Here is a 22491-nt window from a genome sequence, read left to right as displayed (position 1 = left end):
TTATGAAAACAACTTTAGCTTATATTTTTCAATTTTTGTATTGGGTTTGGTTTGTGCTTTTTTTCTTTTACACCATAAGTGAGATTTTTAGACTTGCTCAGTCTCCTGTAGGTGAAGCAATCGTTTTTATGGGTGTCTCAACTTTGGTTTTATTTTTTGTTGGACTTTTTCTATATTTATTTACACTTACCGTTGAGATTCCAAACGAGATGAATAAATTTTTAAGATCAGGATCTCTTGTTTTTTGTGTTCTTTTGATTATAGTATTTTTTATTTTTATTCGGAATAATGGTGATTTAAAAGTTTATTATTAAATATATAAAAACCTCGATTTTTAAGTCGAGGTTTTTCTTTTTAAAGCTTTACTACACTTCCAAATAAGGATTTAAAGTCTCAGCCAATTCATTGAGCCAGTAAAAGCTGTCTCTTAATTTGATGATTTCGCTTTGAAATGTTTCATGTTCGCTCAAAACGCATAAAGCGAGTGTAAAATTTACTTGCCTTAAAGTTTTAGCCATTTCAACAGGATCGATTCTGTCGTTGAAAAAATTCAAAAGCTTGATTTCGGTTTGTTTTGAAATTGTGTTTGCATTCATAAAGTCGTAGTTTAAAAATAATAAAACCCTTGTAAATTAGTGGTTCTAACGCCTACGACAGCGTTACGGTCGTTTCCGATACCGTCCACATAATACAAGGGCAAAGCCTATTTAGTTCTTAAGGTCGTAGTTTAAGAATTGTAAAAGTATCAAAAAAACGACAAAAAGTAAGAAAAATAATATATTTTTAAAGAACTAATGTTTAAAAATATATTTTATCGATTGATTATGATTCTTAAAATATTCTAGATTAATTAAAAAACTTCTTATTCGAGATATTTGACTATCAATAGGATTCGTTTTTACATACAAATAGTATGTTGTGTTTTTCCATACGAAAGGATCACTATTATATTGAATTGGATAAAGTTTTCGTAATCTTTCTTTAAAAGGATTAAAATTTATATCAATAATTAATTGATCTATTTTTTCTTCTAACGCTGGTTTTATTCTTTCTAATTCTGAAATACTTATTTCAAAATCAGATTCTTTATTTATTCTCTCTAAAATATGTTTTTTTAAATCTTCTTCAATATTGAATTGCATAAAAAACTCATAAACTAATTCTATGTTAGCAGAGAAAATACGTTTGTTATCTAAATTAAAAACTAAATAAAATTTCATCAAAGTTTTTCTATTTTAAGCTAATATAAGAAATACTTTGTGATTAAAAATAGAATCTTCTAATGAAACCAAGTGCCCTAGCCCTGATGGGAGCGGCATCTCCCGATTTAGAAAAACCAGGCTTTTTAGCCGTAGTTTTTGTTTATCGGGAATATAGCGGACAGCAGGAATAGCTTCTGAAAAATATCTTATTTGATTGGCCAGCCAAATTTTAAAATATGTTGTATAAAGTCTTCGGCTTCTTTGTTGGTTTCGATTACATAATCATACAAAGAAAAATCGACACTGGGTTCTTTTGTAACGGTTGCAAATTTGATATTTTCATTTGAAAATTCGATTGCTAATTTATGTTCGAAATTTTCAGGAAAGCAATCAATTTCATAAATCTGAAATTCGTTGAAGGCTTCGTAAAAGGTTATTTGTGATCCAAATATGGTTTTTAAGTAATCCTTGAAATTTTCCACGTTTATTTCTCCTGTATTAGAACGATCTTTTGATGCATTTTCTTGTTTTTTGTCAAATACAAAATCAGAGAAAAGTAATGCAGATAAGATAATATTTAGACACCAGACAGAACAGATAAACGAAAATCCATAATAATAAAGGTCATAGTCTTTTTTTATATAGGTTATGCTAAAACCTGCGATGAAAATTAAAATGGTTATAAAGCTTGTACTAGCAGTGGGTTTTAGATTAAAGCATAGTCTTAAAGTGATTAGCTGAACGGATAGATAGACAATTAAAACGGCAAGAAAAGCAAAGACCTCGATTCCGAAACTAAATGTTAGCATTACGAAATAAAAGAGACAAAATACTAGACCTATGAAAAAGAACATAATAGTCATGGTTAGAAAATTGCGAATAAATTTTCTAAAAACACAAGAATGAAAAATGCCTAAAAAAGTGCAATAAATCACATAAGAATTAATAAATGACCTATTTGTTTTGTTTTCAAGATAAGAGGTTCCGAAAAATAAGAGGAGGTTTAGTATTATTCCAAACAAAATAAAAAAAGAAATTCTTTTGAATAATTTGTCTGTTTGAATGTCAAAAAAATGATCTTCCATCTAGATGTTTTTGAATTTGAAGATAATATTACGAATAAAATAAACAAGTAAAAAAATCTTTGACATTCTAAATCTTTGAATATCTATTTCAACACAAACTCATTGTAGGATTCTCTCAGAATTTTATAAAATATGATGGAGTTGTTAGATAAATTCATAAAATAGAGTCATTTTGCCTTGCGATATTTTTATCTTTGTGGTCTGAGTTTTTTCAGGAAATATTTTTATAAAAAGCACATTTACATGTTGACCCAATCTCATTTAGAGCAATTAGCCGTTAGTCTCGAAGGCACACTTTTATTCGATGAGCTTCATAAAACGCTTTATTCTACAGATGCTTCGGTGTACCGAATTAAACCCAATGCGGTGGCAATTCCTAAAACGACTGAAGATATTGCTAAATTGATCCAATTTGCGGCAGAACATAAGCTGTCGATTACGCCAAGAACCGCGGGAACTTCGCTGGCAGGACAAGCAGTAGGAGACGGATTGGTGGTTGATGTGTCGAAGCATTTTACAAAAATTATTTCGTACAATGCCGAAAAGAAAACGGTTACGGTTCAGCCAGGCGTAATTCGCGATGAGCTGAATTTATTCTTAAAACCTTACGGCGTATTTTTTGCTCCAATTACATCAACATCAAATCGCGCAATGATTGGCGGAATGGTTGGAAATAACTCTTCGGGAACAACTTCGATTCGATATGGTGTTACGCGCGACAAAATTGCTGAGGTAAAAGCACTTTTAAGCGACGGTTCTGAAGTGGTTTTTAAAGATCTGACTTCGGCTGAATTTATCGAAAAAACAAAAGGTGATTCTTTAGAAAATAAAATTTACAAAACGATTTACGACGAGCTTACTATAAAAGAAGCTCAGGAAGAAATTGTAAAAGAGTTTCCGAAACCTGAAATTCACAGAAGAAATACGGGTTATGCCGTTGATATTCTGTTGAAATCGGAATTATTTGGCGGAACAGAACCCACCATAAATCTTGGAAAATTGCTTTGTGGAAGCGAAGGAACGTTGGCTTTTACAACCGAAATTACGCTGAAAGTGGACGATCTGCCGCCGCCTCACAGCATTATGGTTGTCGGGCATTATCACACCATTCAGGAATCTCTAGAGTCGGTTGTGGTGGCGATGAAACATCATTTGTACACTTGCGAAATGATCGACGATACGATTTTAGATTGTACCAAAACCAATCGGGAACACATTAAAAATCGTTTCTTTTTGGTTGGAGAACCAAAAGCAATTATGTTGTTTGAAGTCGCATCGCATACTTTAGAAGATGCCGAAAAACAAGCCGATGCTTTGATTGCAGATTTAGAGAAAAATAATTTTGGTTACGCTCGAGTAAAAATCTACGGAAATGATATTGACAAAGCCAATGAATTGAGAAAAGCAGGTCTTGGACTTTTAGGAAGTATTGTAGGCGACGATAAAGCAGCAGATTCTATTGAAGATACAGCGGTAGAATTGAGCGATTTACCAGCTTATATTGCTGAGTTTTCGGCGATGATGTTGCGTCACGGACAAGAAGCGATTTATTATGCGCATGCGGGTGCGGGAGAATTGCACTTGCGTCCGGTTTTGAACTTGAAAAAAACATCTGACTTAAAATTATTCAGAACCATTGCGACCGAAGTAGCGCATTTAGTAAAAAAATACAGAGGTTCGCTAAGTGGTGAACACGGAGACGGAATTGTGCGCGGAGAGTTTATTCCGTTCATGATTGGCGATAAGAATTACGAACTCTTGAAAAGAATCAAATTGGCATTCGATCCAAATTCGGTTTTGAATATTGGGAAGATTGTCAATGCCTTGAAAATGGATGAAAACCATCGTGTCATTTCAGGAAGAGTTGAACCAGATATTAAAACGTTTCAAGATTTTTCAGATAGTTTAGGAATTTTGCGTGCAGCTGAAAAATGCAACGGTTCTGGAGATTGTAGAAAACTGCCGTCTGGCGGAGGAGCAATGTGTCCGAGTTATCGTGCGACTAGAAATGAGAAAGAAACGACTCGTGCAAGAGCCAATGCGTTGCGAGAATATTTGACGTATTCTGAAAAAGAAAACAAATTTGACCAGAAAGAATTATATGAAGTTTTTGAGTTGTGCGTAAGCTGTAAAGCCTGCGCAAGCGAATGTCCAAGTAATGTGGACGTAGCGACTTTGAAAGCGGAATTTTTATATCAATATCAAAAAGCAAACGGATTTTCAACACGAAATAAGATTTTTGCTAACAATGCCAAACTGAACAAAATGGGAAGTAAATTCCCGTCGATTACGAATTTTATTTCGAATCAGTCTTTGGTGAAAAAAACAATGGGAATTGCGCCTGAAAGACAAGTTCCGCTTTTGGCGAAAAAGACTTTTAGAAAATGGTATGCAAATAATAAACCTTCACAAGGAGATTTTCCGAATGGGAGATTGTATTTGTTTGTAGATGAATTCACGAATTATTATGATGTAAATATCGGAATCGATGCTTTCGAATTATTGACAAAATTAGGTTATCAGGTTTTGGTTGTTGATCATGAAGAAAGTGGAAGAACCTATCTTTCAAAAGGATTCTTGGAAGAAGCGAAGAAAATTGCGAATCATAATGTAAGTGTTTTTAAAGATTTGGTTTTAGGAAACGCACCTTTAATCGGAATAGAACCTTCGGCAATTTTGACTTTTAGAGACGAATATCTTCGTTTAGCCGATGATAAAGAAGCTGCAGAAAAGTTATCTAGAAATGCTTTTACAATTGAAGAATTCTTCAAAAAAGAAATCATAGACGGGAAAATCACAGCCGATTCTTTTTCTGAAGAAAGTAAAGAAATTAAGATTCACGGACATTGCCACCAAAAATCGTTGAGTTCTGTTGAAGCAACTTTTGCTATGCTGAATCTTCCTAAAAATAATACGGTTACGATTTACAATTCGGGTTGTTGCGGAATGGCGGGTTCTTTTGGTTATGAAAAAGAACATTATCAAGTGAGTATGCAAATGGGTGAGGATACTTTATTTCCTAAAGTGCGTGCTACAGCAGGAAATGTAAAAATCGCTGCCGCAGGAACAAGTTGTCGTCATCAAATTTATGATGGAACGAAGCGTGAAGCGCAGCATCCGGTTAGTATTTTGAGGAATTGTTTAAAGTAATTTAACCGCAAAGAATTACGCAAAGAGCGCTAAGATTTTTTTGCCACAGATTAAAAGGATTAAAAAGATTTTTTCAATCTTTATCTAAATAATTTTTCACGCAGATTTTACAGATTTAGGCAGATTTAATTTTAAACCAGAGATAACTAATAATCTGCGATTATCTGCTTAAATCTGTAAAATCTGCGTGAAATAAAAATCGTTTTAATCCTTTTAATCTGTGGCAAAAAACTATTTCAAACTAACTTTTTTGCCAGTTTCAGCTGCCTTATAAATGGCGTTGATGACTTTGACGTCTTTAATTCCTTCTTCGCCTGTAATATGATTTGGAAGTTTTTGGTTTGCTAAAATCACTTTACAAATCTCATCCATTTGAGTTTGCTGTTGGTTTATAACTGGGAAATTAAATGGTTTTCCATCAGATCTTTTACCTACAAAAGGACCATAGCTTACAGCAGGACTCATTTCGAAGAAACCTTCATCTGCGGCAGCATGAAATCGGTCGATTCCAAAACCGTAAGAACTGCTGCAATTGGCAACAGCGCCACTCGGAAATTCCATTTGCCATGTAATGTTTTCTTCTACTTGAGCAAATCTATTTTTATTGTTTATAGTTCCAAATTGCGCGGTAACAGCAATTGGCTCTTCGCCTAAAACATAGCGGGAAACTTGTATACAGTAAACTCCTAAATTAATTAACGAACCGCCTCCAGCCCATTTTTTAGTCAGCCTCCATTCATTGCGGGCATTTAAATCAACAGGTTTATTAACGTCATGAATATCATAAGTGCTATAACCTAGAGAAGTTTCAATATAGCGAACTTGTCCCAAAACTTTTTCTTGTCCCAATCGTTTTACTTCTAGATGATTTGGTTCGTAATGCAAACGATATCCCATTGCTAATTGAACGTTATTGTCATTGCAGGCTTTGATCATTTCTTCACAATCTTCAATAGTAATTGCCATTGGTTTTTCGACAATTACATGTTTTCCTGCCTTTGCAGCGCGAACAGTAAATTCTTTATGAAGTGCGTTTGGAGTTACAACGTATACTAAATCAATGTCTTTGTTTTTTATGATTGAATCGAAATTTTCATAATTATAGATATTCTTTTCAGGAATATTATATTTCTTTTTCCATGCTTCAGCTTTAGAAGGTGTTCCTGTGACAATTCCAGTAAGTTGACAATATTCAGAAACCTGAAGACCTTCAGCTAATAATGACGCATAGTTTCCTAAACCGCACAAAGCAATATTTAATTTTTTTCCAGTGTAAGGTTTGTGAACCTTTTCTGTTTCGGTTATAAAAGAAGGAAGTGTAGTCATCACAACCGAAGCGCCAACACCAAGTCCAAATTTATTTACAAAAGAACGTCTCGTGATTTTTCCCATAAATATGATTCTTTAAAAATTAAATACTATTTGTATTAGTAAGCTCATTTTGATAAATGTTACATTTGTGTTTTAAAATAGATTTAACCGCAAAGAGAGTAAAGAATTACGCAAAGTTCACAAAGGTTTTATTTCTCTCGCAGATTTGATTTTAAAATCTACATAAATATTTTCATCACAACAAAAATCTGCATTATCTCTGAAATCTGCATGAGAAATTTATAAGACAAAGATTTGAAAAAATAATTCGTGAATTCGTGGCGAAAAAAAACGCTAGAAAAACAAAATGGTTTTATATATTTGAAATCAGGATATTTTTTGCATTATTTGCAAAATAAAACCAGAACGACTGAATTAAATCAATTTATAATAGCAAAACATATATGGCATTTTCAAGTTTATTCCGAAAAAAAACAGTGCAGGATATTCTGAAACAGGTTGCAAAGAATGAGGCAGACGGTCATGAGGCATTAGGAAAGCACCTTACAACCAAAGATTTAACTGCTTTCGGAATTGCTGCGATTGTTGGTGCGGGGATTTTCAGCACGATCGGAAAAGCGAGTGCAGACGGAGGACCAGCCGTAATATTTTTGTTTCTTTTTACCGCTCTTGCATGTAGTTTTGCAGCTTTTGCTTATGCTGAATTTGCATCGATGGTTCCCGTTTCAGGAAGTGCTTATACGTATTCTTATGTGGCTTTCGGAGAAATAATTGCATGGATTATCGGATGGGCTTTAATCATGGAATATGCCGTTGGAAACATAACTGTCGCCATATCGTGGAGTGATTATTTTACAGGACTTCTCCAGAGTGGCGGAATTCATTTACCACAATGGATTCAGATGGATTACTTAACCGCTTCAAACGGATTTAAAGATGCCGAGGCTTTAATGCGAGGCGGAAAATCATTCGAAAATTTAAGTACAGCTTTACAGCAAGCGCATACGGCTTGGACAACAGCTCCAACAATAGGATCATTTCATTTTGTGACTGATTTACCAGCTTTATTCATTATTATTTTGATTACGGCTTTGGTTTACAGAGGAATGAAAGAATCTCGTAACGCAAGTAACTTAATGGTTGTTGTAAAACTTTGTGTGGTTCTTTTAGTAATTGCAGTTGGAGTATTTTACGTAGATACAGCAAATTGGGATCCGTTTGCTCCAAATGGAGTTAGTGGTGTTTTAAAAGGAGTATCAGCTGTTTTCTTTGCTTATATTGGTTTTGACGCTATTTCGACAACGGCAGAAGAATGTAAAAATCCGCAACGTGATTTACCACGCGGAATGATGTGGGCGATTATCATCTGTACTATTTTATATATTGCCATTGCTTTGGTTTTAACTGGAATGGTAAAATACCACGAATTAAATGTTGGAGATCCTCTTGCCTTTGTTTTCGATAAATTAGACTTAAAATGGATGTCAGGAATTATTGCTGTAAGTGCAGTTGTGGCAATGGCGAGCGTTTTATTGGTGTTCCAAATGGGACAGCCTCGTATCTGGATGAGTATGAGCCGTGACGGGTTATTGCCAAAGAAATTCTCAACTGTTCATCCAAAATTCAAAACACCTTCTTTTGCAACTATTGTAACAGGCTTTGTAGTTGCAGTTCCAGCATTATTTTTAAACTTAACTATGGTTACCGATTTATGCAGTATCGGAACTTTATTTGCCTTTGTATTGGTTTGCGCTGGAGTTTTAGTTTTACAAAACAAACCTGAAATTCCACGAGGAAAATTCAAAACGCCTTACATCAATTCGAAGTTTATTCTGCCAGTTTTAATGATTGCCGGATTGTATTATGCTTTTGCTTTCAATAATAAAGCGACAATGGCTTTTATTAATAATGAGCCTCAAATTTACGATGCAACTTCAATCGTAACTTCTTTGGACAAATCAGAATCTGAAAAAGTTTTCAAATATTTAGAAAGTATCGAAGTAAACAATAAAACGGCCGAAACTTCAGATTTAGAGCATTTATTAGGACAATATCAAGACGAGGAAGCTAAATATGCCGAAGTTGTAAAAGGTTTGCCAATTGCTGATTCTGCAAAATACGAATCAGGTTTCAGTTTATTCAAACACAAAATTCCAATGTGGATTTTCTTATTTGTCTTGGTTGGATTAGCAGTTTGGGCTTTCAGAAAAAATCTTTCTTTAATTCCACTTTTAGGATTAATCTGCTGTCTTTACATGATGGCCGAATTAAGCGTTTGGAACTGGATTTATTTTACTGTTTGGTTACTAATTGGGCTATTTATTTACTTTACTTATAGTAGGAAAAACAGTAAATTGAATACTGAAATTATCAGTTAAAAGTAAAAAGAGATATGTAAAAAGCCGTTTTGAGAAATTCTTAAAACGGCTTTTTATTTTCACGCAGATTTAAAATGATCTAAGCAAATGTGGAAGATAAATTTCTAAAAAAAATCCAAATGAATCTGCTCAGATCTTTTAAAATCTGCGTGAAATAATACTTTGTCGACTTAACTTCTTTATTGCCAATATGTTTTAAAAACTTTCTTTTTTATAGAAATATTCTTATGTTTTAAAATGGGTTTTCCTTAAGTTTGTTTTCAGTAAAATTTTAAAATATAATTTGTAATAAATGAGTTTTCTTGATAAAATATTGGGCAAAAATGATGCTCCAATACAATCTAATAATGACTTCTGGAATTGGTTTTTAAAACAGGAAAAAGAGTTTTTTAAAATCGTTAAAAACAGAGGAAATATTCACCAAGGTTTTTTTGAAAAATTAGCTCCAAAATTAGACGAGATTCACTTCGGAATTTATTTCTTAACTGGAATGTTTGATGACAATACAGTTGAATTAATCTTAACGCCAGACGGTGCAATCAGAAATATTTATGCCATTGAAGAATTAGTAAATGCAGCACCTCAAATTGATGGCTGGAAAATTACGGCGTTAAAACCTTCATCAGACGTTCAAAATATTGGTATCGATTATGAAAACTTTAAATTCGATAAAGACAATTTAAAGTTTTATCCGAATGTTCATGAAGATTATCCAGACGAAATAGATTTAATAATTGTCTATGATGATTTTGTAGAAGAAAAAAGAGCGGCGGTAACCAATGGAGTTTATATTTTCTTAGATAATTATTTAGGCGAATTGCATTCGGTTACTTTAATTGATAATATGAAAGTAGTTGGTCCAGATGCTATTTCAGAAGAATTAATTCCAATTGAAAAATTAAAAGATTATTTAATTTGGAGAGAAAAAGAATTCGTCGAAAAATACGAAGGTACAAGGCATAATACGGAGAATGACGGTTATGCTAATTTTGAAGGAAAAGGGCAGGATGGTTCTGTAGTTTTGGCTTTAATCAATACAACGTTAATGGAGTGGGACAAAAAAGCATCGCATCCGTGGATTTTTATTGTTGGAATTCCTTTTGAAGATTGTGAAAATGGAGGATTGCCTGATGAAAGAACATATAAATTGCTAGACGAAATAGAAGAAGAAATGATTCAAATTTTGCCAGATTCTGATGGGTTTTTAAATATTGGAAGAGAAACGGCAAATAATAAAAGAGAAATCTTTTTCGCTTGCAAAGACTTTAGAAAACCAACCAAAGTAGCTGATGCATTGATTAAAAAATATAATGGTGTTTTTGAAATAAGCTACGAAATTTACAAAGACAAATACTGGCAGTCGTTTAGACATTTTGAGCCAAGATAAATTACAAAAGCCGTTCTGGAGTTATTCAGAACGGCTTTTTTAGAAAAAAAATCCGCTTAGAGAAAAGATCTCCAGCGGATTTAAACAAACTAATAAAAAATCGTGCAAATTTATTTATAGAGAAATGTTTTGCTTTTGTAATACTCCAAGCTCTTTCATACAAGCTTTCATCATTTCGTAAGTACGTTGAATATCATTATCTAATCCAATAGAAAAACGAATCAGACCATCAGTTAATCCCATTTCTTTCTGTTCTTCTAGCGGAATCTCACTCGAAGTTGAAGTTCCTGGCGCGCTGAATAATGTTTTGTAAAAACCTAAACTTACTGCCAGATAGCCCAGATTTCTTTCCTGCATTAATTCCATTAATTCATTGGCTTTTTCCAAAGTTCCAACATCAATTGTCAGCATTCCCCCAAAACCATATTCGGGATTAATCATTGTTTTGTACAATTCATGACTCGGGTGACTTTTCAATCCAGGATAAACCGTTTTTAAGCCATCTTTTTCAAATTGATCAGCGAGAAAATGTGCGTTATGACTATGTTGCTTAATTCGGATATGAAGTGTTCTCAAGTTTTTCATCACACTTGCAGAACGTAAACTATCCATTGTTGGACCTAAAAGCATACTTGCGCCAGAATTCACATTTTTTAGCGAATTAATAAATTCTTTCGATGCGCAAGTCACGCCGCCAACTGTGTCGCTGCTTCCATTAATGTATTTCGTCAAGCTATGAATTACAATATCTGCACCCAATTTCGCAGGAGAAACTGATAATGGCGAAAATGTATTATCTACAACTAGTTTCAAATTATGTTTTTTAGCAATTTTAGCCAAACCACGAATATCAGCGACTTCCAATAACGGATTACTAACTGTTTCGCAGTACAAAACTTTCGTTTTAGAAGTAATCGCTGCTTCTACAATATCTAATTTAGTGATGTCTACAAAGCTTGTTTCAATTCCGAAACGAGGCGTAAAATTCTTCAAAAAAGCATAAGTTCCGCCGTAAATCGTTCGGCTTGAAACGATATGATCGCCTGCACCGCACAATTGTAAAAGAGTAGGAGTGATTGCGCCCATTCCTGAAGCCGAAACATTAGCAGTTTCTGTTCCTTCCATTGCTGCCAAAGCCTTATCCAAATACAAATTACTTGGCGAAGAATGGCGCGAATACAAATAACAGCCTTCCATATTGCCTTCAAAAGTATCAAACATGGTTTTCGCCGATAAAAAAGTATAAGTCGAAGAATCAGAAATCGACGGATTCACACCGCCAAATTCTCCAAAATATTGTAAATCCTGAATTTTGTCAGCTGGATTAAAATCTTTCATTTATAGTTAATTTTTTTGTTTCAAGTTTCAAGTTTTTCAAAAAGAATTCCTGTCAAAGAAAGAATGTATTAGATAATTAATCAATGATGTTTTAATTTTTTAGATTTTAAAACTATAAATAGGTTTTTATAATGATTTTTAATCTAAATTTGGATAGATAAAATCCAATTAATAGATTTTCTTTCACTTCAGTAAACTATCAATAATCAACTAAAAATGACTTTAGACGAAATAGATAAAAAACTCCTCGTTTTACTTCAAACCGATAGCAAAAAGACCAATAAAGAATTGTCTTTAAAACTGAATCTTTCAGTAACTGCAGTTTACGAACGAATTAAAAAACTCGAGCGTGAAGGCATAATAAAAAACTACGCGGCTTTAGTTGATAAATCTAAAATCGAAAAAGGATTTGTGGTTTTTTGTCATTTAAAACTTATTCAGCATACTAAAGAATTTTTAACCAAATTTGAAAGTGAAGTCATCAAATTAAATGAGGTTTTAGAATGTCATCATGTAAGCGGCGATTATGATTATATCCTGAAAGTTTTAGTAAAAGATATGGAAGCTTACAGAGAATTTTTAGTTACAAAGTTGACTTCTTTACAGCATATTGGAAGCACGCAAAGTATGTTTATGATTAGTGAAGTGAAGAATTCGACAGTGATTTCGTTCTAAGATATTGAGATGCTAAGATTCTAAGTTTTTTCTCTGAGACTTTGTATCGCAAATAAGTTTTAACATAATTGAATCATTATAAATCTTAAATTTGAGTTTAAATACAAACAAAATGGAAACGAAGGAATTAAGACGTAAGCTTATAAAAGATTTTGGTAAATTCATTGATGACGATTCAAAATTAGAAATTTTGGAAAGCGTTTTTGATGCCATTAATCACGATGAAAAAAAGTCAATTGTTCCTGATTCACATTACAATTTAGTTGCTGAAGAAAGAGAAAAATATTTGTCTGGAGAAATAGAGGCAAATAGTTGGGAAGAGGTCGAGCAACGTTTGAATGCAAAATATGGTTTTTAAAATTAAAATTTTACCATTAGCAGAAAAAGAAATTGATGAATCTATTGAATTTTATGAAGGCAGAAGTAAAGGTTTAGGAAAGCAATTTCTAACTTATTTAAGATCTTATCTAAAAGTTTTAAAAATAAATCCAGAATTATTTGAGATTAAAAAAGAACCAGGTTATCGAGAAATGACTCTGGTTAAATTTCCTTTTGTTATTATTTATGAGATTATTGGTGCTGAAATAATTATTTATTCAGTATTTCATACTTCAAGAAATCCAGAAAGAAAACCTTAAATTGAAGGTTTAAAGGTTCAGAGTAGCAAAGGTTCAAAGGTTTTTTCTGTAGAGACGCACTGCTGTGCGTCTAACATCAAGTATGTCATTTCTTAAAAGTTGAACATTAACAGAAATTCTCAGTTTAATTTGCACAATTATCTTTTGGCAACATTTTAATTAATAACAGTTTTTATCTAACAGCATCTTCAAAAGTCGGTCGTTTTCGTTTTTCAGCTATGACGTCTTTTATAATTGATTCAACATTTTTATTTATAGAATCATTAGGCTGTAGTTTGATTGCTTTATCAATTGTTTCTTTTGCTTCTTGGTCTTTTTTAGCAACAAGTAAGTTCATTGCATGATTGCCCAATAACGCAAAATCATTGGGGTTTCTTTTTAGAGATTCTTCAGAATAAAATATTGCTTTATCGATGTCTTTCAAGTGCATAGCTTCTAGTGAAGCTTCCATAGGAATTATATGGTTTTCTAATTCAAGTTTGAAAGCTAATTCCAATTGGTCAAGAGCTTCTTGATGTCTTTCCAGTCTTTGAAGTGCTTTAGACATTAATACCATACTTTGCCAATGTTCAGGAATTATCTCAAGACATTTTTTGAAGCCTATTATAGACTCTTCAAGCTTTAACTTTTCAGATTCATTTAATTCTTTTCTTCTGTATCCGTCCAGCATAACTAGTCCTTCTTGTTTTTTTGCAGCTTGATCAAAGATTTCATTAAATTCTTGATTTTTTTTATTTTGAAGTTCCTGCTTGTCAATTCTACTATAGATTGTTCCATTTAAAATACTTTCGATTTCTTCTGGAATTAATTCTTTTGCAAAATCTGAAAATGGATTTAGTACAAATGTTGCTCCATTCAAAACTTCAAACAAATCTTGTCCTTTTAAGGTAAGATATGGAACATTTTTTTCCATTATTCCTTTTTCAAATATTCTATTTACTGATGTAAAGATTGGAATGTGTCCGTTTTCAAAAATAAAACACTGAACAGTTGTATTCTCTTCTGGAGTTTGAGATCCAATTTCCGAAATAGTGTTTTCACTAGTAACTATAAATAATTGACTCTCTAATAATTTGTGATAAAATTCCTTTTGAGTAGAAAAGTTGGACGCAGCCTGCATCAAACATTTTTCTAATTCATTCTCAGGAAATTCAGTTTTCTTATTTTTAAATATGTCAAATAATCCCATTGCTTGTCTTTTGTGTATTCCTTAGAATTGTTTCTAAAGTTTTGCCAATTTAATTATTTTTCTTTTAAAGTAAAATTATTCCTAAAAAAGAAAAAACTTAGCGCCTCGATAGCTATCGGATTGTGTGAAATCTTTGCGCTCTTTGCGGTTAAATAAAAACCTCTTATTTCACATAAAAAACATTGAAATTTAAACTTTAAACAAAACTTTATTGCTTAATTTTGTAACCGCTAAAATAAAAACAAAATACTATGAGTTCATTTGACGTAGTCATTATAGGTTCAGGTCCTGGAGGATATGTATCAGCAATTCGTTGCGCACAATTAGGTTTCAAAACTGCAATTGTAGAAAAATATAATTCATTAGGCGGAACTTGCCTTAACGTAGGTTGTATTCCTTCAAAAGCATTATTATCTTCTTCTCATCATTATTCAGAAATCGCTCATTTTGCAGATCACGGAATTGAAGTTTCTGGTGATGTAAAAATCAATTTAGAGAAAATGATCGCACGCAAACAAGCTGTTGTAGATCAAACTGTAGGTGGTATTAACTACTTAATGGAAAAAAATAAAATTACTGTTTTCAATGGTTTAGGTTCTTTCGTAGACTCAACTCACATTGCTGTTGCAAAAGCTGACGGAACTTCTGAAACTATCGAAGCAAAATATACTGTAATTGCTACAGGATCAAAACCATCTTCTTTACCATTCATCAAAATTGATAAAGAAAGAATCATCACTTCTACTGAAGCTTTAGCTTTAAAAGAAGTTCCAAAACACTTAGTTATTATTGGTGGTGGAGTTATCGGAATCGAGCTTGGACAAGTTTACTTGCGTTTAGGAGCTCAGGTTTCTGTGGTTGAATTCATGGACAGAATTATTCCTGGAATGGACGGTTCTCTTTCTAAAGAATTAACTAAAGTATTGAAAAAACAAGGAATGAAATTTTACGTTTCTCACAAAGTAAAATCAGTTGAAAGAAACGGCGATGCTGTTGTTGTTCAAGCTGAAAATGCAAAAGGAGAAACAATCACTCTTGAAGGAGATTACTCATTAGTTTCTGTTGGTCGTCGTCCTTATACAGACGGATTAAACGCTGACAAAGCCGGAGTTAAAATTTCAGACAGAGGACAAGTTGAAGTAAACGATCATTTACAAACTAGCGTTCCAAATATCTATGCAATTGGTGACGTTGTTCGTGGAGCAATGTTAGCACACAAAGCAGAGGAAGAAGGAGTAATGGTTGCTGAAATTTTAGCAGGTCAAAAACCGCATATCGATTATAACTTAATTCCTGGTGTAGTTTACACTTGGCCAGAAGTTGCTGCAGTTGGACAAACTGAAGAGCAATTGAAAGCAGCTGGAGTTAAATACAAATCTGGAAGTTTTCCATTCAAAGCTTTAGGGCGTGCAAGAGCAAGTGCTGACTTAGACGGATTCGTAAAAATCCTTGCAGATGAGAAAACAGATGAGGTTTTAGGAGTTCACATGATTGGAGCTCGTACAGCAGATTTAATTGCTGAAGCGGTTACTGCAATGGAATTCAAAGCTTCTGCTGAAGATATTTCTAGAATGAGCCACGCGCACCCAACTTTCGCGGAAGCGGTAAAAGAAGCAGCATTGGCAGCTACTGAAAATAGAGCTTTACACGTATAATTTACGTTCAAAGATATTTTAAAACCGCTGGAGTAATCTAGCGGTTTTTTTATGCAATATTTTTAAGCTTTATATAATATAATATTCAAAAATAATTTTGTAAATTAGATGTAGATTTCAGGTGCTATCTTTATGATAATTAAAAAGATAGTATTATGAAAAGTAGATATGTAGTTCCAGTTTTGATTGGAGCAGGAATTGGAATCGCGCTGTACTCATGCGGAGGCGGAATTCCCAAAAACGCACAAGCTGTTACAAACTTTGACAGCAAAAAATATCTCGGAAAATGGTATGAAATTGCCAGATTAGATTACAAATGGGAAAGAGATCTGAACAATGTAACGGCCGAGTATTCTTTAAACGAAGATAGTACAATAAAAGTCGATAATAAGGGCTATAATGTCAAAAAAGACAAATGGGAACAAAGTGTCGGGAAAGCTAGATTTGTCAAAAAAGACAATATTGGTATGCTGAAAGTCTCATTTTTTGGTCCTTTTTATTCTGGTTACAATGTCGTAGCAATCGATCCTGATTACAAATATGCACTTGTGGCTGGAGAAAGTTTAAAATATATGTGGATACTTTCTAGAGAAAAAACAATTCCAGAAAGTGTAAAAGCAGATTTTCTTATCAAAGCTCAAAAAATTGGATATAATGTAACCGATTTGGTTTGGGTAAAACATGATAAGGTAAATTAAAATAAAAAGCCCGTCAGATTTATTCTGACGGGCTTTTTATTTTTACATAAAAATGTATTATGCAGTAAAAACACTTTTGTAATTATCCCAGTATCTGTAAATCAAGAATAAATTAGCCAGAAATAACAATGCGGCAATTGGAAGTTTTTCCGGAGACATAAAGTAGTTAATGAACAGAATATTTACCGTGATTGGTAAGATCAAAATGTTGGCTAAAGTTACATAGCGCCCAGTTACAAATGCAAGTCCACAAATTAATTCTATTGATTTTGCCAACGGAAATAAATAAGTAGAAGCAATTAAACCCATGTTAAAAGCTTTAAAGTTGTCATTTGTTATTGGCTCAGGAGGCATTAGATTAAAGAAATAGCTGAGAGAGGCAAAAAGTAACAAAAGACCAATTAAAACGCGGACAATAATTGTGGCAATTTTCATAATACTTAGGATTTTTTAGGGTTAAAAAATATAAATAAGTTATTGGAAAAGATGCAATCTAAAGCTCAAATTAGAATCACAAATTGGTTTTTTTGAGGTTCTTTTTTAAGGATTTTACAATCAAATTAATCCGATTTTGGGATTAATCTAATTGTATATCAAATATAACGATTTTTTTCTTATTAAATAGATGTCTTTTTAACAGTTTTACGTTAAGATTTCAATCCTATCAATATTTTTTCAGGCTTCTGTTAATCAAAGATTTTTGTCGTAATTTTGATGTTTAAAATTTACCTTTTTTGAGAGTTTCCATTCATAAAAATATTGCAAATCCAAAACTGTTTAAAGAACAGCTTTTAAGTTGGGCGCAGCAATTTCGCGAAGTCGTTTTTTTAGACAGCAATTCTTATCCGCAACAGTATTCTAATTTTGACTGCATATTGGCAACAGATGCTTTTACTTCTTTAAAAACAGATTATTACAATGCTTTTGAAGATTTAAAACAATATCAGCAAAATACAAAAGACTGGCTTTTTGGATATCTTTCTTATGATTTAAAAAATGATATTGAAAACCTTCAATCCAATAATTTTGACGGATTGGATTTTCCTGATTTGTTTTTCTTTCAGCCTAAAAAGATTTTTATTTTAAAAGAAAATCAACTCGAAATCCAGTATTTAATGCTTTGTGATGATGAGGTTGAAGAGGATTTTGAGGAAATAATAAAAGTTCAGACCGAAACATTTGTCACACTGAGCGGAGTCGAAGTGAAGCAACGTATTCCTAAAGATTTATATGTTCAAAAAGTAAATAAAATACTCGAACATATTCATATTGGAGATATGTACGAAGGGAATTTCTGCATGGAATTTTATGCTGAAAATGCCATTATAAATCCGCTGGAAAAATTTCAGAAGCTTAACGAAATTTCGCAAGCGCCTTTTTCGGTTTTCTTTAAAAATTATAAACAATATTTGCTTTCAGCCTCACCAGAAAGATATTTAACAAAAGTTGGAGATAAGATTATTTCGCAGCCAATTAAAGGAACTTCAAAACGTTTTTCTGATCCTGTTGAAGATGAAGCTTCAAAAAATATCTTAGCGTCAGATGTCAAAGAAAGAGCTGAAAATATCATGATTACCGATTTGGTTCGAAATGATTTATCGCACACTGCGCAAAAAGGTTCTGTGGTAGTTGAAGAACTTTGTGGAATCTATTCGTTTCTGCAAGTGCATCAGATGATTTCTACAATTACTTCAAAATTAGATCCGCAATATTCGGCAGTAGATGTTTTGAAAACAACATTTCCGATGGGAAGTATGACAGGCGCTCCAAAAATTTCTGTAATGGAAATTATGGAAAATCTAGAGGAAACAAAAAGAGGTTTATATAGTGGCGCAATTGGTTATTTTACACCCGAAGGCGATTTTGATTTTAATGTTGTAATCAGAAGTATTTTATACAATCAAGAAAATAAATACGTTTCATTTTCAGTTGGAAGTGCCATAACAGCGTTGTCAATTCCTGAAAAAGAATATGAAGAATGCTTGCTGAAAGCCAAGGCAATGCATGAAGTTTTGCAATAATTTTTATTCGCCACGACCCGAGCGATAGCGAACAGGCGGAGCAATTCACGAATTTATTATTATCAAAGATTATCAAAATAATTCGTGAATTCGTGGCAGAAAAAAACAACGCTTAACATTTCGTTTAAAAATAGATTAGATTTAATTTTTTACTTTTATCAGATGCTTTCAAAATTTCAAAATCATATCGTTTCAAGATTTCCTTTTTTAGCAGAAAAAAAGCTTTTTCTGGCTGTAAGCGGAGGATTGGATAGTATGGTTTTGCTTCATTTATTGAATCAATTGCCTTACGAAATTGCAGTTTTGCATTGTAATTTTCAGCTTCGCGGACTGGAAAGTTTTGGTGATCAAGAATTTATTCAGAAGTATTGCGATCAAAATGATATCCCGATTTTTACGACTCATTTCGATACTGAAGCTTTCGCCAAAGATTATAAATTGTCTACTCAAGTTGCGGCAAGGGAACTTCGTTACAGTTGGTTTTATGAACTTTTAGAAGAAGAAAACTTCGATTATATTCTGACTGCACATCACGCCGATGATAATCTGGAGACTTTCATAATCAACTTAACTCGCGGAACTGGTTTGGAAGGTTTAACTGGAATTCCAGAACAAAACGATAAAATTATTCGTCCGCTATTGCCTTTTTCGAGAGAAGAAATCTTGAAATATGCAGAAGAAAATAAGATAGAATGGAGAGAAGACAGCAGTAATGCTTCGACAAAATATCTTAGAAATAAGATTCGTCATAATTTGGTTCCTGTTTTAAAAGAAATCAATCCTAATTTTTTAGATGCTTTTCAGAAAACACAGTCCTTTCTTCAAGAATCAAAAGAAATGGTTGAAGATGCATCGATTATCGTTTATCAGCAAGTAGCAAAAGAAGAAGGCGATGATATTCATTTCGATTTAAATCAGCTAAAAAAACTTCCAAATTATAAATCGTATTTATATCAATGGCTGAAAGAATTTGGTTTTTCTGCTTGGAATGATATTTACGATTTAGTTGAAGGGCAATCTGGAAAACAGGTTTATGCAGAGGAATTTCGTTTATTAAAAAATAGAGAAACGCTGATTTTGAGTCCGCTTTCTGAAATGCCAGAAAAAATGCCAGAAAACGACGAATATCAAATCAATGAAAACGATACAGAAGTTAATTTTCCCTTAAAAATGAGTCTTTGTAACGTTGGTCACACAACATTCGATTCAAATAGAGTTATATTTGTCGATGCTGATAAAATCCGTTTTCCGCTGACTTTACGTAAATGGAAAGAAGGCGATGTTTTTCAGCCTTTTGGTATGAATGGTAAGTCTAAAAAAGTCAGCAAGCTTTTTAAGGACGAAAAATTATCATTAATAGAAAAAGAAAAAACTTGGATTTTATGTTCTGATGACCAAATAATCTGGGTAGTCGGGATGAGACAAGACGAACGTTTTAGAATAAAAAAAGCCACAAATAAAATACTTAAAATAGAATTACAATAATGAACTTTACTCAAAATCTTCAGACCAATTTGTTAAAAAACGTTTGGACTAAAACTATTTTACTTTTGTTATTTTTCTTCGCTTTTGCGAAAGGTAACGCTCAAATTTTAGAACCTGTAAAATGGACTTCTAAAATTGAAAAAAAAGGGAATAATGCCGTATTGATTTTCGATGCAGTAATCGAAAAAGACTGGCATATGTATTCACAGTTTACGCCAGAAGGTGGGCCTTTAGCGTTAGAAATTACATTTAAAAACCAAAAAGGAAATTTCGAATTGGTTGGAAAAGCTAAAGAAGGCAAAACAAGAACAGCTTTCAATGACGTTTTTGGTGTAGATGAAACTTTCTTTGAAGGAAAAGCGCACATTGAACAAGAGATTAAAATCATCAATCCGAATTTGAAAACAGTTGATGTAGATTTTGATTTTCAGGTTTGTAAAGAAGTTTGTATCAATTCAAATAAGAAATTCTCAATTGCTGTTCCATCAACTTTTAAAATGGAAGAAGTTCCAGTTGTAACAGAAGCTAAAGTTGATGAAACAAAAGTAGTTGGACTAGCTGTTGATACAGTTAAAAAGGAAGAAGCAGTACAGCCAAAAGTAGAAAAAACAGCAGAAATTGCTAAAGAAGAAATTCCTGCTCCAGCGCCTGCAAGAAGTTTGTGGTCAATCTTTTTTATTGCCTTTTTATCAGGATTTGCAGCATTATTGACGCCTTGTGTTTTCCCAATGATTCCAATGACGGTAAGTTTCTTTACAAAACAAAGCAAAAGCCGTGCAAAAGGAATTAGAAATGCCATTTTCTACGGACTTTCAATTATTGCAATTTATGTAATTTTAGGATTAATTGTAACTAAAGTATTTGGTGCTGATGCTTTAAATGCTTTATCTACAGATGTTTGGTTTAACCTGATTTTCTTTGTGATTTTAGTCATTTTTGCAACATCATTTTTGGGAGCTTTTGAAATTATGCTTCCAAATTCATGGGCAAATAAAGCGGATCAGCAAGCAGATAAAGGTGGTATAATTGGAATCTTATTTATGGCTTTGGCTTTGGCAATTGTTTCATTCTCTTGTACGGGACCAATTGTTGGAACTTTATTAGTTGAAGCGGCTTCAAACGGAGGAATTGCTCCAGTTGTTGGAATGTTAGGATTTTCATCTGCATTAGCGCTTCCGTTTATGTTATTTGCTATGTTCCCGGGTTGGTTAAATTCGTTACCAAAATCTGGTGGTTGGTTAAATACAGTAAAAGTAGTTTTAGGATTTTTAGAGTTGGCTTTAGCATTCAAATTTCTATCAAATGCCGATTTAGTTTTACAATTACATTTCTTAGAAAGAGAAGTGTTTATTGCGATTTGGATCGCGATTTTTGGAGCAATGACATTATATTTATTTGGAAAAATTACATTGCCTCACGATAGTCCGACAAATCATATTTCTGTTGGAAGATTATATTTAGGATTATTGACTTTTGTGTTTACCATGTATTTAATTCCTGGTTTATGGGGAGCGCCTTTAAAATTAATCAGTGCATTCCCGCCACCACCGCAATATAGCGAAAGCCCATTTGGAGTCGGAGGGTCAGGAAATGGAGCTGTTTCTTCAGAATCTATAAAAGGACTTCCAGAAGGCGCAGAATTAGGTCCGCATGGAATTATGGTTTTTCACGATTACGAAGATGGTTTGGCTTATGCAAAAGAAATCAAAAAGCCAATCATGTTGGATTTTACAGGTTATGCTTGTGTAAACTGTAGAAAAATGGAAAACAATGTTTGGTCAGATCCTTCGGTATTACCAATTCTGAAAAATGATGTTGTTTTAATTTCTCTTTACGTTGATGATAAACGTGAATTACCGAAAGAAGAGCAGTTTACAACTGCAGCAGGTGACAAAATCATCACAGCTGGCGATAAATGGACAGATTTTATGATCTCTAAATATAAAACTAATACACAGCCTTTGTATGTGATTACTGATTTGGAAGGAAATAATTTGAACAATACAAAACCAACTATTAGTTATGTAAGTACAGAAGAATACTTGCATTGGTTGAAAGAAGGAATTGCGAATTTTAATTAAGAATTAAGAATTAAGAATTAAGAATTAAGAATTAAGAATTAAGATAAGACTTAATCATCTGTCTTTTAAATCTAAAATCTAAAATCTGCAATCTAAAATCTAAAATTCAAAAGGTTGAAGTTAATTCAAACAAAAAGCACTCTAAGTCAAATTTAGAGTGCTTTTTTATTTATCAAG

19 protein-coding genes are annotated in these 22491 nt (G+C 32.9%); 12 read left to right on the top strand and 7 right to left on the bottom strand.

Features of this window, described 5'->3' with window-relative positions; all coding sequences use genetic code 11:
- Positions 1 to 2: 2 nt before the first annotated feature.
- On the top strand, positions 3 to 314 hold the full coding sequence (locus tag DM444_RS14190; protein WP_162614972.1) for a hypothetical protein: 312 nt from the start codon (positions 3 to 5) through the stop codon (positions 312 to 314).
- Between the two features lie 51 nt (positions 315 to 365).
- Here the strand turns inward: DM444_RS14190 and DM444_RS14185 are convergent, their stop codons facing one another.
- The 3 genes from DM444_RS14185 to DM444_RS14175 all read right to left on the bottom strand — a co-directional run bounded on the left by DM444_RS14185 (position 366) and on the right by DM444_RS14175 (position 2011).
- On the bottom strand, positions 366 to 596 hold the full coding sequence (locus DM444_RS14185) for a hypothetical protein (RefSeq protein ID WP_111287754.1): 231 nt from the start codon (positions 594 to 596) through the stop codon (positions 366 to 368).
- A 195-nt stretch (positions 597 to 791) separates the two neighbouring features.
- Complete coding sequence (locus tag DM444_RS14180) at positions 792 to 1223, bottom strand: hypothetical protein (RefSeq protein WP_162614971.1); 432 nt, start codon at positions 1221 to 1223, stop codon at positions 792 to 794.
- A 185-nt stretch (positions 1224 to 1408) separates the two neighbouring features.
- Positions 1409 to 2011 (bottom strand): hypothetical protein, encoded by a 603-nt coding sequence (locus tag DM444_RS14175; RefSeq protein WP_111287750.1) that lies wholly within the window; start codon positions 2009 to 2011, stop codon positions 1409 to 1411.
- 519 nt (positions 2012 to 2530) lie between these two features.
- Between DM444_RS14175 and DM444_RS14170 the strand changes: the two genes are divergently transcribed.
- A complete protein-coding gene (locus DM444_RS14170) occupies positions 2531 to 5437 on the top strand; it encodes an FAD-binding and (Fe-S)-binding domain-containing protein (RefSeq protein ID WP_111287748.1) in 2907 nt (968 codons plus the stop codon).
- Positions 5438 to 5668: 231 nt separating this feature from the next.
- Here the strand turns inward: DM444_RS14170 and DM444_RS14165 are convergent, their stop codons facing one another.
- Complete coding sequence (locus DM444_RS14165) at positions 5669 to 6829, bottom strand: Gfo/Idh/MocA family protein (protein ID WP_111287746.1); 1161 nt, start codon at positions 6827 to 6829, stop codon at positions 5669 to 5671.
- A gap of 383 nt (positions 6830 to 7212) precedes the next feature.
- Here DM444_RS14165 and DM444_RS14160 point away from each other — a divergent pair, with 383 nt between their 5' ends.
- Both DM444_RS14160 and DM444_RS14155 read left to right on the top strand, forming a co-directional pair.
- Positions 7213 to 9147 (top strand): amino acid permease, encoded by a 1935-nt coding sequence (locus DM444_RS14160; RefSeq protein WP_111287744.1) that lies wholly within the window; start codon positions 7213 to 7215, stop codon positions 9145 to 9147.
- A gap of 292 nt (positions 9148 to 9439) precedes the next feature.
- Complete coding sequence (locus DM444_RS14155; protein ID WP_111287742.1) at positions 9440 to 10534, top strand: DUF695 domain-containing protein; 1095 nt, start codon at positions 9440 to 9442, stop codon at positions 10532 to 10534.
- A gap of 114 nt (positions 10535 to 10648) precedes the next feature.
- Here the strand turns inward: DM444_RS14155 and DM444_RS14150 are convergent, their stop codons facing one another.
- The gene (locus DM444_RS14150) at positions 10649 to 11872 is read right to left on the bottom strand and encodes an aminotransferase class I/II-fold pyridoxal phosphate-dependent enzyme (protein ID WP_111287740.1); all 1224 of its coding nucleotides are present in this window, start codon (positions 11870 to 11872) and stop codon (positions 10649 to 10651) included.
- A 216-nt stretch (positions 11873 to 12088) separates the two neighbouring features.
- Between DM444_RS14150 and DM444_RS14145 the strand changes: the two genes are divergently transcribed.
- The 3 genes from DM444_RS14145 to DM444_RS14135 all read left to right on the top strand — a co-directional run bounded on the left by DM444_RS14145 (position 12089) and on the right by DM444_RS14135 (position 13185).
- Positions 12089 to 12547, top strand: a complete 459-nt coding sequence (locus DM444_RS14145; protein WP_053471104.1) for an Lrp/AsnC family transcriptional regulator — start codon at positions 12089 to 12091, stop codon at positions 12545 to 12547.
- A gap of 112 nt (positions 12548 to 12659) precedes the next feature.
- A complete protein-coding gene (locus DM444_RS14140) occupies positions 12660 to 12905 on the top strand; it encodes a hypothetical protein (RefSeq protein WP_111287738.1) in 246 nt (81 codons plus the stop codon).
- Positions 12895 to 13185, top strand: a complete 291-nt coding sequence (locus tag DM444_RS14135; RefSeq protein ID WP_111287736.1) for a type II toxin-antitoxin system RelE/ParE family toxin — start codon at positions 12895 to 12897, stop codon at positions 13183 to 13185. The genes DM444_RS14140 and DM444_RS14135 overlap by 11 nt, the downstream gene beginning before the upstream one ends.
- 172 nt (positions 13186 to 13357) lie before the next feature.
- Here DM444_RS14135 and DM444_RS14130 read toward each other — a convergent pair whose 3' ends face one another.
- A complete protein-coding gene (locus tag DM444_RS14130) occupies positions 13358 to 14374 on the bottom strand; it encodes an SseB family protein (protein WP_111287734.1) in 1017 nt (338 codons plus the stop codon).
- A gap of 251 nt (positions 14375 to 14625) precedes the next feature.
- Here DM444_RS14130 and lpdA point away from each other — a divergent pair, with 251 nt between their 5' ends.
- Both lpdA and DM444_RS14120 read left to right on the top strand, forming a co-directional pair.
- Positions 14626 to 16029 (top strand): dihydrolipoyl dehydrogenase, encoded by a 1404-nt coding sequence (gene lpdA, locus DM444_RS14125; RefSeq protein ID WP_111287732.1) that lies wholly within the window; start codon positions 14626 to 14628, stop codon positions 16027 to 16029.
- Between the two features lie 155 nt (positions 16030 to 16184).
- Entirely contained in the window at positions 16185 to 16727 is a 543-nt protein-coding gene (locus tag DM444_RS14120; RefSeq protein ID WP_111287730.1) for a lipocalin family protein, read from the top strand.
- 57 nt (positions 16728 to 16784) lie between these two features.
- Here the strand turns inward: DM444_RS14120 and DM444_RS14115 are convergent, their stop codons facing one another.
- A complete protein-coding gene (locus DM444_RS14115) occupies positions 16785 to 17162 on the bottom strand; it encodes a DoxX family membrane protein (protein WP_111287728.1) in 378 nt (125 codons plus the stop codon).
- A gap of 299 nt (positions 17163 to 17461) precedes the next feature.
- On the opposite strand from DM444_RS14115, the gene DM444_RS14110 reads away from it, so the two are divergent.
- The 3 genes from DM444_RS14110 to DM444_RS14100 all read left to right on the top strand — a co-directional run bounded on the left by DM444_RS14110 (position 17462) and on the right by DM444_RS14100 (position 22314).
- Entirely contained in the window at positions 17462 to 18748 is a 1287-nt protein-coding gene (locus DM444_RS14110; protein WP_111287726.1) for an anthranilate synthase component I family protein, read from the top strand.
- Positions 18749 to 18910: 162 nt separating this feature from the next.
- Entirely contained in the window at positions 18911 to 20233 is a 1323-nt protein-coding gene (tilS, locus tag DM444_RS14105) for a tRNA lysidine(34) synthetase TilS (RefSeq protein WP_111287956.1), read from the top strand.
- Positions 20233 to 22314 carry a protein-disulfide reductase DsbD family protein gene (locus DM444_RS14100; RefSeq protein ID WP_111287724.1) on the top strand — a complete coding sequence of 694 codons (2082 nt, stop codon included), beginning with the start codon at positions 20233 to 20235 and terminating at the stop codon, positions 22312 to 22314. Before tilS ends, DM444_RS14100 begins: the two co-directional genes overlap by 1 nt.
- Positions 22315 to 22491 lie beyond the last annotated feature (177 nt).

This window comes from Flavobacterium ginsenosidimutans (genome assembly GCF_003254625.1).
In the GTDB taxonomy this organism is placed as follows: Bacteria; Bacteroidota; Bacteroidia; order Flavobacteriales; family Flavobacteriaceae; genus Flavobacterium; species Flavobacterium ginsenosidimutans.
Note: the sequence above shows the minus strand (reverse complement) of the source record. Positions and strands in the feature narration are given on the sequence as shown.

What these genes read in the sequence shown, in the direction of transcription:
- DM444_RS14185 (WP_111287754.1), bottom strand. Translation starts at nt 596, where the DNA reads ATGAATGCAAACACAATTTCAAAACAAACCGAAATCAAGCTTTTGAAT.
- DM444_RS14135 (WP_111287736.1), top strand. Translation starts at nt 12,895, where the DNA reads ATGGTTTTTAAAATTAAAATTTTACCATTAGCAGAAAAAGAAATTGAT.
- DM444_RS14130 (WP_111287734.1), bottom strand. Translation starts at nt 14,374, where the DNA reads ATGGGATTATTTGACATATTTAAAAATAAGAAAACTGAATTTCCTGAG.
- DM444_RS14175 (WP_111287750.1), bottom strand. Translation starts at nt 2,011, where the DNA reads ATGCTAACATTTAGTTTCGGAATCGAGGTCTTTGCTTTTCTTGCCGTT.
- DM444_RS14170 (WP_111287748.1), top strand. Translation starts at nt 2,531, where the DNA reads ATGTTGACCCAATCTCATTTAGAGCAATTAGCCGTTAGTCTCGAAGGC.
- DM444_RS14120 (WP_111287730.1), top strand. Translation starts at nt 16,185, where the DNA reads ATGAAAAGTAGATATGTAGTTCCAGTTTTGATTGGAGCAGGAATTGGA.
- DM444_RS14115 (WP_111287728.1), bottom strand. Translation starts at nt 17,162, where the DNA reads ATGAAAATTGCCACAATTATTGTCCGCGTTTTAATTGGTCTTTTGTTA.
- DM444_RS14150 (WP_111287740.1), bottom strand. Translation starts at nt 11,872, where the DNA reads ATGAAAGATTTTAATCCAGCTGACAAAATTCAGGATTTACAATATTTT.
- tilS (WP_111287956.1), top strand. Translation starts at nt 18,911, where the DNA reads ATGCTTTCAAAATTTCAAAATCATATCGTTTCAAGATTTCCTTTTTTA.
- DM444_RS14165 (WP_111287746.1), bottom strand. Translation starts at nt 6,829, where the DNA reads ATGGGAAAAATCACGAGACGTTCTTTTGTAAATAAATTTGGACTTGGT.
- DM444_RS14145 (WP_053471104.1), top strand. Translation starts at nt 12,089, where the DNA reads ATGACTTTAGACGAAATAGATAAAAAACTCCTCGTTTTACTTCAAACC.
- DM444_RS14190 (WP_162614972.1), top strand. Translation starts at nt 3, where the DNA reads ATGAAAACAACTTTAGCTTATATTTTTCAATTTTTGTATTGGGTTTGG.
- DM444_RS14155 (WP_111287742.1), top strand. Translation starts at nt 9,440, where the DNA reads ATGAGTTTTCTTGATAAAATATTGGGCAAAAATGATGCTCCAATACAA.
- DM444_RS14100 (WP_111287724.1), top strand. Translation starts at nt 20,233, where the DNA reads ATGAACTTTACTCAAAATCTTCAGACCAATTTGTTAAAAAACGTTTGG.
- DM444_RS14140 (WP_111287738.1), top strand. Translation starts at nt 12,660, where the DNA reads ATGGAAACGAAGGAATTAAGACGTAAGCTTATAAAAGATTTTGGTAAA.
- DM444_RS14160 (WP_111287744.1), top strand. Translation starts at nt 7,213, where the DNA reads ATGGCATTTTCAAGTTTATTCCGAAAAAAAACAGTGCAGGATATTCTG.
- lpdA (WP_111287732.1), top strand. Translation starts at nt 14,626, where the DNA reads ATGAGTTCATTTGACGTAGTCATTATAGGTTCAGGTCCTGGAGGATAT.